This is a genomic window from Sphingomonas caseinilytica, assembly GCF_023516455.1.
Taxonomy (GTDB): Bacteria; Pseudomonadota; Alphaproteobacteria; order Sphingomonadales; family Sphingomonadaceae; genus Sphingomicrobium; species Sphingomicrobium caseinilyticum.
In genome coordinates this window covers 34,929-51,958 of the sequence record NZ_JAMGBA010000004.1, presented here as the reverse complement: position 1 = coordinate 51,958, position 17,030 = coordinate 34,929, and the positions used below count along the sequence as shown (strand labels likewise).

Genomic DNA, 17,030 nt, shown 5'->3' with positions numbered 1-17,030 from the left:
GCCGCGGCGCAGCGTTTGCCCGCGGAGGGCGAATGGGGGCCATTTTCCTCAGCTATGCACGTGAGGACCGCGGCTGCGCCGCAAGGCTTGCCGACGTCCTCGAAACGGCCGGGCACGACGTCTGGTGGGACCGCCGCCTCGATGGCGGCGAAGAATTCTCTGACGAAATCGAAGCCGCGCTCGACAAATCCGAAGTCGTGGTGGTCGCCTGGTCGCAAGAATCGATCAGATCGCGTTGGGTGCGCGACGAGGCAGGGGTCGGCTGCGACAAGGGCAGCCTCGTCCCGGTCAGCATCGACGGGTCGGTGCCGCCGATGGGCTTCCGCCAGTTCCACACGCTCGACCTGACGGGTTGGAAAGCCGCGAGGAACGACGAACGAACGAACGAATTGCTCCGCTCGGTTGAGAGACGGCTAAAGGGAAAGGAGGAGCCTTCACCAGGTCAGCGGCCGGCGAAGCCGCCACGGCGTTTCTCGCTTCCCCAAGGCAAGCCGTTTTGGTTCGCGGTCGCGGCGCTGGCTTTCATCGCGGCGGTCGCAGCCTTCCTGGCATTTCAGAAAATCCAGAATGCGGCGAGCCAACCGCTTAAGCCAACGATCGCGTTATTGCCGTTCAACGCAGGAAACGAGGACGCGAGCCTGCGCGAAATCGCGACGCAAACCCGCGACTCCATCGCTCACACATTTTCGCAAAGCGGAGTTCCGTTGCGCCTGATGAACGCGGCCCCGCAACCGGGCCAGCCGTCGGTCGATTTCCTGATGTCGGGCGACGTCAGCAGAAGTGGGGACAAAATCGTTGCTACGGTACGTCTTGCCGAGGCTGCGCACGGATCCACCGTTTATTCGCAGCAGTTCGAGGCCAGCCGCGATGAGGTCCGCGACCTTCCGGAGCGCATCGGTGCGCAAATGGCCGGAAATCTTACCACCAGCGCGAAACTGCCATTGCTCGACCCGCGCCTGTCGCTCGACCCGGCTATCCTGACTGACCTCCTCCAGGACAATTTCACCGGCGATATGCTGCGGGCATATCAAATCGCGAAAAGGTCAGCCGCCAAGGCGCCCGACGTCCCGCTCGCTCAACTCGGGGTGGCCTATAGTACGGCATTCATCATGGCTGATCTGCCGCTCGAGGAACGGGCCGGAGCGGTTGCGGAAGCGCGGCAAGCGGCCGATCGGGCCGTCGAACTGGCACCGAAGTTCGGCGAGGCATATTCGCCATGGTGCCTCCTTCGAAGCGAAACTCTATTTGCCGCCTGCGAAGACCGCCTCCGCCTGGCAAAGCGGGTCGATCCCGATGCGCCATATGTGAATACGTTCCTTAGCCATCTCCTCCGCAGTGTCGGCCGCTTCGATGAATCGGCGGACCTCGCGAAACTGGCCCACACCCACGATATCTATGTGCCGACGAAGATCGGCTGGATGCTCAAGGCGATGGAGTTCGAGGGCGATAGCGCCGGCGTTCAGGACCTCTATCAACAGGCGGTCCGCTGGTGGCCCGAATATCAGTGGATGTTCATTCGGAATCGCCTGTTCAGCCTGATCGACCGCGGCGATTTCCAGGCGATGCAGCAGCTTGAGCGGGAAGTGAAGATCAAGAACCTTGACCCCGACTATGTAACCAGCGACGAGCTCGTCGCGGCGCTGAAATCGAGATCGATCGCGGCTGCCCGAAAGACCTGCCCCGATGGCGACGATATGCTGCTCAACCTCCGCTGCATGATCGCCCTGGCGCAGCTTGGCGATCAGGACGGCGCCTATGCCATCGCGGCCAAACTCTACCCGCAGCGCGTCGGCAGGACCCCCGCGGAGACGGAGCGGATCTGGATGGAGGAACCCGATACCGTCCAAACCGACTTCATAGCATCGCCGGGTTCAGCACCAATGCGGCGCGACCCGCGCTATATCCAGCTGGCTGAGCGCAGCGGATTACTGGCCTATTGGCGCAGCGGGCGGCCTCCGGATTTTTGCAGACGGCACCCGGAACCGATCTGTAAGCAGCTGTTCAAGCGCAAATAGGGATTCGATTTTCATCCCCGGGTTGGCAACTTAATCTGGGTTGCGAATTGCGCATTTCGGCAATCGTTTCGTCGCACGAGTCAATCGATTCATCCCGAGTCCGCCCCGTGTGAATCGCAACTGGCGATCAGCGGCCTAACCAAGCTGCGGGGCAGAGGGGGGAGACTCGTGCAAAAGGCAGTCGCTGGCGCGGCCATCGCGCGCATCCGACGCTATTTCCCTGAGCGTGAGTTCATCATGCGCTCGGAAGGGCATGTCCGCTATCTGCGCATCTCCTCGCGCCTGCAGATGTCCGTCGCCGCAGTTGCCGCCGGCCTTTTGCTTGCCTGGGTGGCGACCATGGCCTCCGTGGCGATCGGTTCAGTGCTCGACAGCTACAATGCGAAATCGTTGCTGAACCGCGAAGCCAAGGTCGTAAGCGCGGAGAACCGCATCGCCGCCTATCGCAAGAATGTCGATGCCGTCGCCGTCGACCTCGACCGGCGACAACTGTTCATCGAGAAGATGGTCAAATCCTATGTCGGAGACCTGCCGGCCGATGCCAAGGCGGGCGAGACCGTTTCCGATAGCAGCCAGGAATCCTCCAAGACCGTCGACAAGGTCAGCATGACGGTGCCGGAAGCGGCCGCTCTCGCCCAGGTCGAGGCGCGGCAGCTCGCATTCGCCGAACGGCTGACTCGGTTCGCCGACCGGCGCTCGGCCGCCGCCGAAGCTGCAATGCGCAAGCTGGGGCTCAATCCCCAGCGAATGCTGGCCTCGCTGGACGACCGGAGCGCCATGGGCGGCCCGTTCATCGCGCTGACTTCAAATGCCGGCGCGATTGATCCGCGCTTCCGCCGCCTCGGTCTTAGCCTTGCGCGGATGGATGCGCTTCAGCGCGGGCTCGAAGGAATTCCGCAGGTCATCCCCGCCGCCGCCAACCATATCACATCAGGTTTTGGCTATCGGTCCGATCCGTTCGCCGGTCAGGCGGCCTTCCATGCGGGGCTCGATTTCAAGGGTCCGATGGGAGCCCCGATCTTCTCTGCCGCCAACGGCAAGGTCGCTTTCGTCGGCCGGCGTCCGGGGTATGGCAATTCCATCGACATCGACCATGGCAACGGCCTGCACACCCGCTACGCCCACATGTCCGCATTTCGCGCGCGCCCCGGTCAGGTCGTCACGGCTGGGCAGGTGATCGGTGCGGTCGGAAACACTGGCCGATCCACCGGTCCGCACCTTCATTTCGAGGTTCGCCTGAACGGCCAACCCGTCAATCCGCGCCCATTTCTTGAGGTAGCCCCTAATGTTCTCCAAGAAGCCAGACTCAACCGACCGGCCGTCGGGTAACGCAGCCATGTCGGATTCAACCTTTTCCGTGCTTGGTCCCGACATCGCCATCAAGGGCGATCTGACGGCTACGAAGGATCTTCACCTTGATGGGCGGATCGACGGCGACATCACATGCGCCGCCCTGGTCCAGGGAGTGTCCAGCGAGGTCACCGGCACCGTCGTCGCAGAAAGCGCCCGTATCGCCGGAACGATCAAAGGTTCGATCACCGCAAATACGCTCGTCATCCTGAAGACAGCGCGGATCGAGGGCGATGTCGCCTATCAATCGCTCACCATCGAGGAGGGCGCGCAGGTGAACGGCAAGTTCGCCCCGCGACAGGTTGAGGCGGAACCCAAGCTCATGCTGGCCGGCGGCACCGAGGTGAACTGAGCGCCTGACGGACCGGCTCTTACCGCCCGGTTCTTGCGGAAAGCTTCGCTTCAATATCCGGAGTTGCCCCGATTTTAGATGCGGGGCCCGGGTCTAAACGGGTGGCCGCCCTTTCAAGGAGGCGGTCATGCTAAAGCTATGTGTAATCGGCGCTGTCGCGGGACTGGCGTTTTCGACTGGCGCCGAAGCCCAGCTCACACGTATCGGGCCCGCCACGGCGGCCGTTGCCGATGCGGTCGAGACCAAGGGCACGACCGACACGCTCTATATCAGCGGCATCACGCCGCCCGCGCTTGACCCCAGCGCGCCGACCGTGCGCGGCGACACGAGGACGCAGACGCAGAATATCCTGAAGATCCTTGGCGATATTCTGAAGGGGCAGGGCTATGGTTATGGCGACGTGACGATGCTCCGCGTCTTCCTCGTCGCCGATCCGGCGAATGGCGGGAAAATGGATTTCGAAGGCATGAAGCAAGCCTATGGCCAGGTCTTCGGAACCGCCCAGCAGCCGGGCCGCCCGGCCCGCGCGACGGTGCAGGTCGCGGGGCTGGTGGACGAGGGCCAGCTGGTCGAGATCGACGCGATCGCGGTGCGGAAGCACAAGCCCTAGGCGTCAGCGTGTCGAGCTGAGGAAGCGCTCCATCAACGGACCGACCTCCTCCGGGCGCTCCCAATTGGGGTTGTGGCCAAGCTCCCCGAAAACCCGCTCCTCGGCATGGGGGAAGGCCTTTCGCAGCGATGCGTGATGCTCGGCCGGGAACAGCGGGTCCTTGCCCCCTGATATCAGCAGCACGGGAATTTTGATGTCTTCGGCGTGGCGGCCGACCGGGACATGGGCAAGTTCGCGCATGACGCCGTGCCAGACGTGGAGCGGAATCGTCAGATATTCCTGCTCGATCGCATTGGCGAACTGAGGATCGACCGACGTCGGCTGGTTCGACGGATGCCATTCGCGCAGGAACGGGGATGATTTATCCAGGGGCGCCTTGAGGGCCGTTGCGCTGCTGTAGAGCCAATCGCCGCGCTTGACGGGCTCGAGGGCGGTCGAGCCGATGAGGATGAGCCTGGAAACGCGGTCCGGATGGTCCGCAGCTAGGCTGATCGCAACCATCGAGCCCAGGGAATGGCCGGCAACCGCGGCACGCCGGACCCCAAGGGCATCCAGGAATAGCCGGGCATCATCGGCGAACTGGGATGTGCTGTAGCAGCACTCCGGCGCATCGGATCCGCCGTGGCCGCGCTGGTCCGGGATCAACAGGCGGTACGCGGCGAGATAGGGCGCGGTCAGAGACCAGCTGCGGCTGCTGTCCGTGTAGCCGTGCAACAGGAGCAGGGGCTCCCCCTTCGGATTGCCAAGCTCGACATAGTTGAGCTTGAGCCCGTTCGGCAGCCGGACTTCCTTCTTCAGGGAAACCCAACTTGCCTGATCAACCGGGGCCGCGAATGCGTCGGCGCTGCCGATGCTGGCGATCACCAATGCGAGGAAGATGATGGCGACCCGGATGCGGCTCATGCTTGCCTCGAGCGGGCGTGAACAACGGTCCTGGCTGATGTGAAGAAACATGATCACTCCCTTGGTCACGCGGACGACCCCGCGCCGGCCATGCGGCAGTGGCGCGCGATGGTTGGGATAATCGTGTGAAATTGCGTGGTAAGCAGCCGTGCCACCGGGGCGACCTGTTTTCCACGGTCGCAGCTTGGCCGCTCGTCGAAAGGTGCGTTGACCGAAATTCACCGCGCGGCCACGGTCCGCCTCAAATTCTTTGAGGGGTCTTCCTTTGCGTAAAATCCTGTTCGCCGCGTTGAGTGCGGCCGTCGCTTCTTCTGCCGTGGCCCAGAACGACGATCCATATCTTTGGCTGGAAGAGATTGAGGGCGCCAAGGCGCTGGAACAAGTGAAGGCGTGGAACGCCGCGACCGAGGCGGACCTGACCAAGATGCCGGGCTTCGAGGAACGTCGTCAGCGCGCACTGGCGATCCTCAACGATCCCAATCAGATCGCGGCGCCGAGCGCGGTGATGGGCGACCTGGTCGCGAACCATTGGGTCGACGCCAATCACAAGCGGGGCTTGTGGCGCGTCTCGCCGCTGGCGGATTATCTGGCGGGCAAGCCCCAGTGGCGGACGCTGATCGACGTCGATGCGTTGGGCAAGGCCGAGGGGAAGAGCTGGGTGTGGCACGGCGCGGACTGCCTTCCGCCCGAATATCAGCGCTGCCTCGTCTCGCTTAGCCCGGGCGGAAGCGACGCCGACGTGGTGCGCGAATTCGACCTGACGACCGGCAAGTTCGTCGAGGGCGGCTTCGTCGTTCCGGAAAGCAAGAACAGCGTGACCTGGGTCGACCGCAATACGCTGATGGTCGCGATGGCCGAAGGCGAGGGGACGGTGACCAAGTCCGGCTACGCGCGCATCGTCAAGGAATGGAAGCGCGGTACGCCGTGGAGCGCGGCGACAAAGATCGCGGAAGTCACCGTGGACGATATCGGCATCAGTCCGGTCGCGGTCATGGACGGCGATGTCCGCCGCGTCGGTTTCAGCCGCAACGTCGGCTTCTATGAGTCCCGTCGAGCGATGCGGGCGCCCGACGGACGCTGGGTCGACTTGCCGATCCCGGAGACGGCGAACTTCAACGGGGTGATTTCAGGACAGGCGATCGCAACACTGGTCGAGCCGCTGGGCGCGTTCCAGCCGGGTTCGGTCGTGGCCTATGACCTCCAGCAGATGCTGGCGGGCCAGAAGCCTGCGCCAAAGCTGGTGATGGCGCCGACAAAGAGCCAGGCGATCGAGGAAGTCTCGGCCAGCGACAATGTCCTGTGGATCAAGGCGCTGGACGATGTGTCGGGCAAGCTGTTCGCGCTTCGGCGCCAGTCAGACGGAAGCTGGTCGAGCAAGGCGATGCCGCTTCCGGCCAACAGCACCGTTCACATTGCGGGGACCGCGGACAAGCAGGACATCGCCTTCGCGACGGTCGAGGGCATGCTGAACCCGACTACGTTGATGTCGATTGATGCGGCTGGAAAGGTTGCGACAGTACAATCTTTGCCAGCGCAGTTCGATGCATCGAAGTTCACGGTCGACCAGCGTTTCGCGACGTCGAAGGACGGGACGCGCGTGCCTTACTTCCTCGTCCGCAAGAAGGGCGTCACCAAGCCGACCGGCGTCCTGGTCCATGCCTATGGCGGGTTCCGTGCAGCGCAGACGCCGACCTATTTGACCGCTCAACCGTATCGCTCCGGACCGCTCGGCCTGTTCTGGGCTGAGGACGGCGGGGCGTTCGTCCTCGCCAACATCCGGGGCGGCGGCGAATATGGTCCCGGCTGGTGGCGCGATGCGCTGCGCGAGAAAAGGCAGAACAGCTTCGACGATCTGGAAGCGGTTTCGCGCGACCTGATCGCGACCGGCGTGGCACGCAAGGACGGTGTCGCCATTTCGGGCCGCTCCAACGGGGGCGTGCTGGTTGGCGCAGCGCTGACCCAGCATCCCGACCTATATTCCGCGGTCATTTCAGGTTCGCCACTGCACGACATGAAGCGCTATTCGCACATGCTCGCCGGCGCATCCTGGATCGACGAATATGGCGACCCGGACAAGCCGGCGGACTGGGCGTTCATGTCCCAATATTCGCCCTACCAGAATGTCCGGCCCGGGGTCCGCTATCCGGCGACCTTCTTCTACCTGTCGACCAAGGATGACCGGGTGCACCCCGGCCATGCGCGGAAGATGGCGGCAAAGCTCAGCGCGGGCGGAAGCACCACCTATTATCACGAGTATCTGGAAGGCGGCCACTCGGTCGGCGCGGACCGCAGCGAAGATGCAATGCGATCGGCGCTGCTGTGGGCGTTCCTCACCAAGGAGATCGGGAAGTAGCGGTCAGCTTGCGATAATTAGCAGGCGTTCAACCCTGCGGCCTGGAAGATGCCGATCGCGTTGGCGACCCGTTCGCCTGACGGCGGCTTGGTGTCCAACAGCTTGTAGTCGAGCTTCAGCCGCTCCCACTTATATTCGCCGAGCTGGTGGAACGGCAGGATCTCCACGCGTTCTATGACGCCGAGCGAGGCTGCGAATTTCGCCATCTGCTCCATTTCCTCGTCGACGTCCGTGAGGCCCGGGACGAGCACGTAGCGAAGCCACATCGGGCGCTTCAGCTCCGCGAGGCGGCGCGCAAAGTGGAAGACTTCGGCATTGTCCTTGATGCCCGTCACGCGCTCATGCTGTTCGGCGGTGAACGCCTTCATGTCGAGGATGACAAGGTCGATGTTCTTGAGCTCCTCGTCGGACAGCTTGTCGCCGAAGAAGCCATTGGTTTCCATCGCCGTGTGGACACCCATCGCCTTGACCGCCGCGAGTAGCCGCACCGCGAACCGGTCCTGCATCAGCGGCTCGCCGCCAGACAGGGTGAAGCCGCCATGCATCAGCTTTAGGCCGTGCGCATATTTGCGAACGCCGTCGATCGCCCGTTCAAGTGTCACAGGAATGCCGTTGCTGAGCGTCCATGTGTCCGGGTTGTGGCAATATTGGCAGCGGAACATGCAGGCCGTCGTCCAGGCGACGACCCGGATGCCCGGGCCGTCAACGGCCGAACCCGTCGTGTAGCTGTGAAGGAAGCCCATATCGCCGGTCTTGAGCGCACTGCGGACATCCACCTCCGGCACGTCGTCGCCAAGATGGACCCGCATTTCGTACGGGCTTTTTGCCTCCAGGTTGACCTTCTCGGCCGAGGCGGTGGCCATTTTATCCTCCGTGGAATGTGCGGTTGATCACATCCATCTGCTGCTCGCGGGTCAGGCGCACGAAATTGACCGCATAGCCCGACACGCGGATCGTCAGGCTCGGATATTTCTCCGGATGATCCATCGCATCGAGCAATGTCTCTCGGTTCAGCACATTGATGTTCATGTGATAACCGGTCGAGCCGAAGAAGCCGTCCAGGATCGACGTCAGATTGGTGATCTGGTCATCCTTGGTCCGCCCTAGGCCGCTGGGGATCAGCGTCGTCGTCAGCGAAATGCCATCCTGCGCGTCGCGGTAGGGGATCTTCGCGACCGAAGCTGCCGACGCATGGACGCCATGACTGTCGCGGCCGTGCATCGGATTGGCACCCGGCGCGAAGGGCTCGCCCTTCTTGCGACCGTCCGGCGTGTCGCCAGTCGCCTTGCCGTAGACGACGTTCGACGTGATGGTCAGCACCGACTGGGTATGGAGTGCATTCCGGTAAGTCGGGAATTTGCGCAACTTGCCCATGAAGGTGGTGACCAACCAGGCGGCCATTCCGTCGACGCGGTTGTCGTTGTTTCCGAACAGCGGGAATTCGCCCTCGGTCTCATAGCCGGTGACGAGGCCGGTATCGTCCCGTTTCACCTTCACCTTGGCATATTTGATCGCTGACAAGCTGTCCGCGACCACCGACATGCCGGCGATGCCGAATGCCATGGTGCGAAGCGGCGCATAATCGTGAAGCGCCATTTCAATCCGCTCATAGGCATATTTGTCATGCATATAGTGGATGCAGTTCATGGCGGTGACGTAAGTGGCCGCCAGCCAGTCCATCACCTTGTCGAGGCGGTCGACGACATCGTCGAAGTCCAGATAGTCGCCCTGGACCGGTTCGAACGCCGGTGCGACTTGCTTGCCCGACACCTCGTCGCGGCCGCCGTTGATGCCGTACAGCAGCGCCTTGGCGAGGTTGGCTCGGGCACCGAAGAACTGCATCTGCTTGCCCATCGCCATGGGCGAGACGCAGCAGGCGATCGCGCCGTCGTCGCCCCAGGCCATGCGCATGATCTCATCGCTTTCGAACTGGATCGAACTGGTGTCGATCGCGACCTTCGATGAGAAGCGGCGGAAGCCTTCGGGAAGCTGCGGGGAATACCAGATGGTGAGGTTCGGTTCCGGCGCCGGACCCAGATTGTAGAGGGTCTGGAGGAAGCGGAAGCTGGTCTTGGTGACCAGCGGCCGCCCGTCGTCGCCCATGCCGGCGATCGATTCCGTCACCCAGGTCGGGTCGCCCGAGAATAGATCGTCATATTCGGGCGTACGGAGGAAGCGGACGATGCGCAGCTTGATTACGAAATCGTCGATGATTTCCTGCGCCTCGCTCTCGGTGATTTTCCCTTCTTCGAGGTCCTTTTCGATGAAGACGTCGAGGAAGGTCGAAACGCGGCCGAGCGACATGGCCGCGCCATTCTGCTCCTTCACGCTGGCGAGGTAGCCGAAATAGAGCCACTGCACGGCTTCCCTGGCGGAGGTGGCAGGTCCGGAAATGTCGAAGCCATATTTGGCGGCCATTTCCTTCAATTCGCCGAGCGCGCGGATCTGCTCGCTAAGCTCTTCGCGGTCGCGGATGATTTCGTCCGATGACCATTTGTTGTCGAGCGAAGCCTTTTCTTGCTTCTTCACTTCAGCCAGGCGATCCACGCCATAAAGGGCGACACGGCGATAATCGCCGATGATGCGGCCACGGCCGTAGGCGTCGGGCAGGCCGGTCAGAACGTGCGAACTGCGGCACTTGCGAACGTCCGACGTATAGGCGTCGAACACGCCGTCATTGTGCGTCTTGCGATACTTGGTGAAGGTTTCGACCATCACCGGGTCGGGCTTGTAACCGTACGTCTCAAGCGAGGTCAGCACCATTTTCAGCCCGCCGTTGGGCATGATCGCGCGCTTCAGCGGGGCTTCGGTCTGAAGGCCGACGATGACCTCATTAGCCTTGTCGATATAGCCGGCGTCGTGGGCGATGATCGTACTGGGGATCTGGGAGACGTCGAGCACGCCCTTCTTGCGCTCCTCGACGAACAGGTCGGTCAGTTTCTTCCAGATGCCCGTGGTCCGGTCGGTCGGCCCGGCAAGAAAAGCTTCGTCGCCATAATAGGGCTCGTAATTGAGCTGGATGAAGTTGCGGACGTTGATTTCCTTGGTCCACAATCCGGGCTTGAAGCCGGCCTGCTTCTTCTCTTCGGCGGGGCTCGGTTCAAGAACGACGGTCGACATTTCAAATCTCCCTTATCGGGCTTCAGGCAGGGGGTCGCCCAATGGCTGGGCGGGGCGGGCGCGACTTCCTGTTTCGCGCAAGAGGAAGGCCAGGAGGATGGCGATGCCGATGCCAACTAGCATGGGCATAAAGGTCAGCTGATAGTCGCCGAGCTCGCGGTCGCCGCCGCCGCTAATCCGCATCAGGCGTGCGGCGAAAAGTGGGCCAAGCAAGGCGGAGAATGAGAAGTTGATGAAGTTGATGACGCCGGTGGCGGTGCCGGCATGCTCGGGCCGGTTGGCTTCCTTGATAACGGTGTAGGGAAGCATCGCCGCGCCGGAAGCGATGCCCATGACCAGCGCAATCGAATAGGGCGGGAAGACACCGGGGGGGCCATAAAGACCCATCGCCATGGCGGCGGCCAGGACAACGCCAGCAACGATGATGACGGGCTTGCGCCGTCCGATCTTGTCGGAAATCCAGCCCAGCAGCGGACAGCCGATGATCCAGCCGAACGGGACTGCGGCCGAACGCAGGACGGCCACGTCATACGACATTCCATGCGCCTCCTGGAGGAAGCGCACGCCCCAGACCATGTCGAAGATGGTGGTCGGAATAAAGAAAAGTCCGGAGATCAAGCCGCAGATGATCGATTGCGGATTGCAGAACACGGTCTTCATCGCGCTTCCGGCGTCGCTTAGCCAATTGCCGTGTCGCTCTGTCTTCTGCCGCTTCGGAATGAAGAGGAACAACAGGATGGCGATCGGAATTCCGATGACCCCCATGATCAGCCAGAAGCTGTCCCACTGCAGGCCGTTTGAAATGGCTGGGCCGACAAGGAATTGCCCGGCAGACCCGCCCGCCATTCCGAACATTTGCGTTGCGCCGATCAAGGTCGCGGCCTTGGACGCGGGAAAGTTCGTCGTCGCGATATAGGCGGCGCCAATGAGCGCGAACACACCCCCGGCACCCTGCATGAAGCGGCCAATGCTGGCGAGGTTTGGATCGCCGGTCGAAAAAAGCAGTGCACCAACGGCAACCGTTGCCGCCCCCAACGGTACGACCGCACGCGGCCCGACCTGATCCATCGCCACGCCTGCAACAAGGCTGAACGGGGCGTAGGCGTAGTAGAAAAGGCCGACCAGCGACGCGATGCCAACAGGCGTCAGCCCGAAGGCGTCGGACATCTGCGGCACCATGACGGCCGGCGCCGACCGCATCGCATATTGGTAGAAATAGTAGATCGAGGTGATGAGCCAGGCGACGGTGACCACGCCGAGGGGAGTCACTGCGGGTCGTTCGGTCGCCTGGCTCATCGGAACGGCGTCAGCAAAGGGTCAACGAGACGGCGAGGCCGCCTTCTGAAGTTTCCTTATATTTGCCGTTCATCTCCTTGGCCGTGATCGCCAGCGCCTGCACGGTAGAGTCGAAGTCGACGCGGCGGTTGGCCGGGATCTCGTTCGACGCGATGAGGTAGCCGGTCCAGGATTTGACCGCGCCGAACGCACAGCGCTCAATGCACGGAATCTGGACGAAGCCGGCGACCGGATCGCAGGTCATGCCGAGATGGTGCTCGAGAGCGCCTTCCGCTGCGTTGGCGACCACTTGCGGATCGGCGTCCATGGCCTGGGCAACCATCGCTGCACCCATTGCGGATGCGACGCCGATCTCTGCCTGGCAGCCGCCTTCGGCTGCGGCGAGCGTTGCGTGGTGCTTGCACAGATAGCCGATCACCGCTGCTGCAAGCAGGCCTTCGCGAAGCTTCTGGTCCGATACTTTGGCCCCGGCCTGATCGAGGGAGTAAAGGACGGCCGGCATCACGCCCGCCGACCCGCCGGTCGGTGCTGTAATGACCAGATGGCCGCGCGCATTTTCCTCGGAGCCGGCGAGGGCTGCCGCTGACAGCACGCCAATACCGCGCCGTGCAGGCCTCTCCTCCTTCATGGCATGCTGGTAGACGTCGCGAGCCTTGGTCTTCAGCTTGATCGGCCCCGGAAGCGTGCTTGTCGGAGCCGCGAGGCCGGTCTTCACTGTCGCCCGCATGGCACCGATGATCTTGTCGAGGAAGGCATTGATCTCCGCCTCGCTACGACCCGAAATCGATGTTTCGTTGGCCATCGCGACCTGAGCGATCGAGATGTTATCGCGCTTGGTGTAGTCGATGACCTCCTTGATCGTTTCGTAGGGGTATTTCGGCGGGTTCTTCTTGGGCGGCGTATAGCCCTTCCATTCGATGAAGCCGCCGCCGACCGAATAATATTCCTGCTCCAGCAACACCTTGTCGCCGGCCATCAGCTTGGCGGTCATCGTGTTGGCGTGCGGGAAATCGCCCTTGGTGGCATCGTAGATGATGTCAGCCAGGGACGCATTGATCGTCTTGGTCCCGAGCTTCACGGGATATTGCCTATCCGGCTCGGCCGCCATCTTGTCGAGGACCGCAACCGGGTCGATCGTTGCCGGCTCGTGTCCGATCAGGCCGGCAAGGGCCGCGCGTTCGGTACCGTGGCCCTTGCCGGTTGCGCTGAGGCTTCCATAAAGGTGAACCTTCAGTGCGGTGGCTTGGTTGAGCGTTGATTGAGGAAGCTTGATCGCCCTCTGGTAGAAATCATAGGTGATCCGCATTGGCCCAATCGTGTGCGAGGACGACGGTCCAGGGCCAACCTTGTAGAATTCGTCGACCAGGGTCATCACCGGGCCCTTGGAGTTCTTCACCACCTGAAGATCGGGATTTTCCTTGCCCTGCAGGGGCGGTTCGGCAGTCGCCTGCGCAAACAGCGGATTGACCTGCCCACCGAGCATGCCGATTGCGGTTGCCATCGCGCTGCGCACCATGAAGCTGCGGCGATCTGATCCCTGCGGCGGCTCGGAATAATCGAGTTCCGGAAGCGTGAACGGTCCCCGCTTATGTGATTGGCTGTCCATATCCTGCCCTCCCATCTTCAACCGAGGGAGCTTGAGGCGCGTGGCGCCTTCTGGACGGTAATTCGTCCAAGAGCTCCCCTCGAAAAGCGTCAGTTCGAGCTATAGGCCCTGGGTAGCGCCAAGATATCAGGGGGAACCCCCAACACCCCCTCAGCCAGTTACTGAGGCCGTTCCGCCGTTTTTGATGCGGCCGATTTGTGCAGTGCGTCAGGACATATCCCGATGGCCCGGATCGGTGCCCTGCCTATGCTTTCGGTTCAATTCCGGAGGCCTATCCATGTCTGGCTCGCAGAGCCTTGGTCCTGCGCACGACTATCTGCTCGACGCGTGGCAGCGATCGGTGCTGTTCCTCGATGTGCTGCGCCAGCGCGGCAATATTTATCGCGAGCAGCAGGAGAAAGCGGCGCCCAATGTCCTGGAGTTCGATGCCGAAGTGGTGCTGGACGGCCGGAAACTGGCGCGCCCGGTCAATTATGGGCTGGTCAGGATCAAGCCGCCGAAGGGCGTAAAGATCGATCCGGCCAAGCGGCCGTTCGTGGTGGTCGACCCTCGCGCGGGCCACGGTCCCGGCATCGGCGGCATGAAAACGGACAGCGAAATCGGCGTCGCGCTGGAGAATGGTCACCCCTGCTATTTCATCGGCTTCCTGCCCGAACCCATGCCGGAGCAGACCACCGAGGATGTGTGGAACGCGGAGGCCGAGTTCATCCGCGAGGTAGCGCGCCGGCATCCGGGTACCGGCAAGCCGGCCGTCATCGGCAACTGTCAGGCCGGCTGGCAGACGATGATCATGGCCGCCACCCATCCTGACATTCCTGGACCACTGCTTCTGGCAGGCGCGCCGCTATCCTATTGGGCCGGCGTCCATGGCAAGAATCCGATGCGCTATACCGGAGGAATGTTGGGCGGCACCTGGCTGACCAGCCTGTCCGGCGACTTGGGCGAAGGTACGTTCGACGGGGCGAATTTGGTTGCGAACTTCGAGAAGCTGGACCCCGCGAACACCTTTTTCGAGAAGCCGTATAACGTCTATTCGAAGGTCGATACCGAGGCCGAGCGCTTCCTTGATTTCGAGACGTGGTGGGGCAGCCCCGTTCTGCTCAATGCGCGGGAAATGCAGTGGATCGCCGACAATCTGTTCGTCGGAAACAAGCTGACGGACGGCGAGATCCGCACCTCCGACGGCGTCCAGATCGACCTTCGCAACGTCAAGTCGCCGATCGTCGTCTTCTGCTCATGGGGCGACAACATCACCCCGCCGCAACAGGCACTGGGCTGGATCACCGACCTGTACGGAACCGATGACGAGCTCATCGCTAACGGCCAGACCATCGTCTATTCGGTGCACGGGTCGGTCGGGCATCTCGGCATTTTCGTGTCGGGCAAGGTCGCGACGCGCGAGCATGACGAATTCACCAGCTCGATGGACATGATCGACCTGATGCCGCCCGGCCTTTACGAGGCGGTCATCGAGGAAATCAGCGACGACGATGCCCATCGCGAGCTGATCGGCGGGGACTATCTCTTCCGGCTGGTGCCGCGAACCCTGGATGATATCCGCGCCCTGGGCGGCAACAGCCCCGAGGATGATCTGAAGTTTGCGGCGGTCGATCGCGTATCGGACATCAACCGGCGGCTGTACGAAAGCTACATGGGCCCACTGGTCCGCGCCGTCACGCCGCCGGGCTTTGGCGATTGGGCGCGCAAGATGCACCCGAACCGGGTCCGCTTCTCGATCTTTTCCGACGAGAATCCGGGCATGAGGCTAGTCGCGGAGACGGCCGAACAGGTTCGCAAGGATCGGCAGGCCGTTTCGGACGACAATTTCTTTGCCGCCGCCGAAAAGGCGATGGCCTCGACCATCAGTGCGTCGCTGTCCGCCTTCGGCGCCGCACGCGATGCGATGACCGAGCAGCTCTTCCACATGACCTATGGCTCGCCGATGTTGCAAGCGCTGGTCGGCCTTGATCCGAAGGACGAAGCGAGCCGCCGCAAGCCGGAGCGCGATGCGCTTCGCGAGCAGGTGCAGGCCAGGAAGCGGGAAGAGCTTGAAGCGAAGTTCGAAACGGGCGGTGCTCTCGAGGCGGCGCTTCGTTCAATCGGCTACATCCGCCTGGGCCAAGGCCAGGTCGACGAGCGCGGCTTTGCGATGATCAAGCAGCTGCATGACGCGCAACCGCCCGGCCGGCCGCGAACGATGGAGCAACTGAAGGAAGCGGTAAGAGATCAGTATCTGCTTCTGAAGATCGACCAGAAGCGTGCCGTTGCCGCGATACCGAAGCTCTTGCCGCGAGATCCGGAAGAGCGGGCCAGCACGTTGCGTTCGATTCAGCGCATCATTTTCGCAACTGGCGAGCCAACGGGCGAGGCCAAGCGACGATTGGCCGAAGTGGAGAGCTTGTTCGGTGCGAAGGCCTCCAAGGCCAGCAAGAAGGAGGATGACGATGTCCGTGCTTGAGGCCGATGCCCCCCCTGTCAGCCGCAATAACCATGAGAAATTCCACAAGCTGATCGCAACCGCCCAGAAGCACCAGCCGGTGAAGGTCGCGGTGGCGCATCCTTGCGACCAGGTGTCGCTGGAAAGCGTCGTCGAGGCAGCGAAATTGAGGCTGGTCGAGCCGATCCTTGTCGGTCCGCAGGATCGCATCAAGGAAGTTGCCGCTCAGCATGGTCTGGACATCAGCAGCTTCGAAATCGTCGACGCTGGATACAGCCAGGAATCGGCAGCCAAGGCGGTCGAGCTGGTTCGCGAAGGCCGCGCCGAGGCACTGATGAAGGGCAGCCTTCACACCGATGAAATCATGAGTGCGGTGGTGAAGCGCGACACCGGTCTTCGCACGTCCCGTCGCATCAGCCACTGCTTCATCATGGACGTGCCGGATCATGATCAGCCGCTCGTCATTACCGACGCAGCGGTGAACATCGCGCCGGACCTCAAGACCAAGGTCGACATCACGCAGAACGCGATCGATCTCGTCCGCGCGCTGGGGCAGAAGGAAGTTCGTGTGGCGGTGCTGAGCGCCATGGAAAGCGTCAATCCCGACGTCCCTTCGACCCTTGAAGCCGCTGCCCTGTGCAAGATGGCGGACCGGGGCCAGATCACGGGAGCGCAACTCGACGGACCGCTGGCGCTCGACAATGCGATCAGCCCGGAGGCTGCGGCGATCAAGAAGATCAGCTCCCCGGTCGCGGGGCGCGCCAATGTGCTGGTCGTGCCAGACCTTGAGGCCGGCAATATGCTGGCCAAGAGCCTGTCATTCCTCGCTGGTGCGGACGCCGCCGGAATCGTCCTTGGCGCGAAGGTGCCGATCATCCTGACCAGCAGGGCGGATGAAGAGACGGCACGGCTTGCTTCCTGCGCCGTCGCCCAGTTGCTGGTCGCCGCCCGACGCGCGGACGCCGCGGCGGCAATCCAGTAGGAGCGG

General features: G+C 62.5%; 12 protein-coding genes. 7 read left to right on the top strand and 5 right to left on the bottom strand.

Annotation, left to right across the window (positions count from 1 at the left end):
- The first annotated feature begins 32 nt into the window (after positions 1-32).
- From LZ496_RS13105 to LZ496_RS13090, 4 genes are all read left to right on the top strand, one after another.
- A complete protein-coding gene (locus LZ496_RS13105) occupies positions 33-2,015 on the top strand; it encodes a TIR domain-containing protein (protein ID WP_249905174.1) in 1,983 nt (660 codons plus the stop codon).
- Positions 2,016-2,183: 168 nt separating this feature from the next.
- Positions 2,184-3,344 carry a M23 family metallopeptidase gene (locus LZ496_RS13100; protein ID WP_249905173.1) on the top strand — a complete coding sequence of 387 codons (1,161 nt, stop codon included), beginning with the start codon at positions 2,184-2,186 and terminating at the stop codon, positions 3,342-3,344.
- Positions 3,301-3,717, top strand: a complete 417-nt coding sequence (locus LZ496_RS13095; protein ID WP_249905172.1) for a bactofilin family protein — start codon at positions 3,301-3,303, stop codon at positions 3,715-3,717. The genes LZ496_RS13100 and LZ496_RS13095 overlap by 44 nt, the downstream gene beginning before the upstream one ends.
- 127 nt (positions 3,718-3,844) lie before the next feature.
- Positions 3,845-4,327: a Rid family hydrolase gene (locus tag LZ496_RS13090; protein ID WP_249905171.1), complete on the top strand. Its 483-nt coding sequence runs from the start codon at positions 3,845-3,847 to the stop codon at positions 4,325-4,327.
- 3 nt (positions 4,328-4,330) lie between these two features.
- Here LZ496_RS13090 and LZ496_RS13085 read toward each other — a convergent pair whose 3' ends face one another.
- Positions 4,331-5,281 carry an alpha/beta fold hydrolase gene (locus LZ496_RS13085; protein ID WP_249905170.1) on the bottom strand — a complete coding sequence of 317 codons (951 nt, stop codon included), beginning with the start codon at positions 5,279-5,281 and terminating at the stop codon, positions 4,331-4,333.
- 214 nt (positions 5,282-5,495) lie between these two features.
- On the opposite strand from LZ496_RS13085, the gene LZ496_RS13080 reads away from it, so the two are divergent.
- The gene (locus LZ496_RS13080; RefSeq protein WP_249905169.1) at positions 5,496-7,583 is read left to right on the top strand and encodes a prolyl oligopeptidase family serine peptidase; all 2,088 of its coding nucleotides are present in this window, start codon (positions 5,496-5,498) and stop codon (positions 7,581-7,583) included.
- A gap of 17 nt (positions 7,584-7,600) precedes the next feature.
- Here the strand turns inward: LZ496_RS13080 and pflA are convergent, their stop codons facing one another.
- From pflA to LZ496_RS13060, 4 genes are read right to left on the bottom strand one after another with little or no spacing between them, the layout of a single operon-like run.
- Positions 7,601-8,446, bottom strand: a complete 846-nt coding sequence (pflA, locus tag LZ496_RS13075) for a pyruvate formate-lyase-activating protein (protein WP_249905168.1) — start codon at positions 8,444-8,446, stop codon at positions 7,601-7,603.
- Position 8,447: 1 nt separating this feature from the next.
- Positions 8,448-10,703, bottom strand: a complete 2,256-nt coding sequence (gene pflB, locus LZ496_RS13070; RefSeq protein ID WP_249905167.1) for a formate C-acetyltransferase — start codon at positions 10,701-10,703, stop codon at positions 8,448-8,450.
- 12 nt (positions 10,704-10,715) lie between these two features.
- Positions 10,716-11,999 carry an MFS transporter gene (locus LZ496_RS13065; protein ID WP_249905166.1) on the bottom strand — a complete coding sequence of 428 codons (1,284 nt, stop codon included), beginning with the start codon at positions 11,997-11,999 and terminating at the stop codon, positions 10,716-10,718.
- Positions 12,000-12,009: 10 nt separating this feature from the next.
- Positions 12,010-13,605, bottom strand: coding sequence for an L-serine ammonia-lyase (locus LZ496_RS13060; RefSeq protein ID WP_249905165.1), 1,596 nt, complete (start codon positions 13,603-13,605; stop codon positions 12,010-12,012).
- Between the two features lie 277 nt (positions 13,606-13,882).
- Between LZ496_RS13060 and LZ496_RS13055 the strand changes: the two genes are divergently transcribed.
- A complete protein-coding gene (locus tag LZ496_RS13055) occupies positions 13,883-16,063 on the top strand; it encodes a DUF3141 domain-containing protein (protein WP_249905164.1) in 2,181 nt (726 codons plus the stop codon).
- The gene (locus tag LZ496_RS13050) at positions 16,050-17,024 is read left to right on the top strand and encodes a phosphate acetyltransferase (protein WP_249905163.1); all 975 of its coding nucleotides are present in this window, start codon (positions 16,050-16,052) and stop codon (positions 17,022-17,024) included. The genes LZ496_RS13055 and LZ496_RS13050 overlap by 14 nt, the downstream gene beginning before the upstream one ends.
- Positions 17,025-17,030 lie beyond the last annotated feature (6 nt).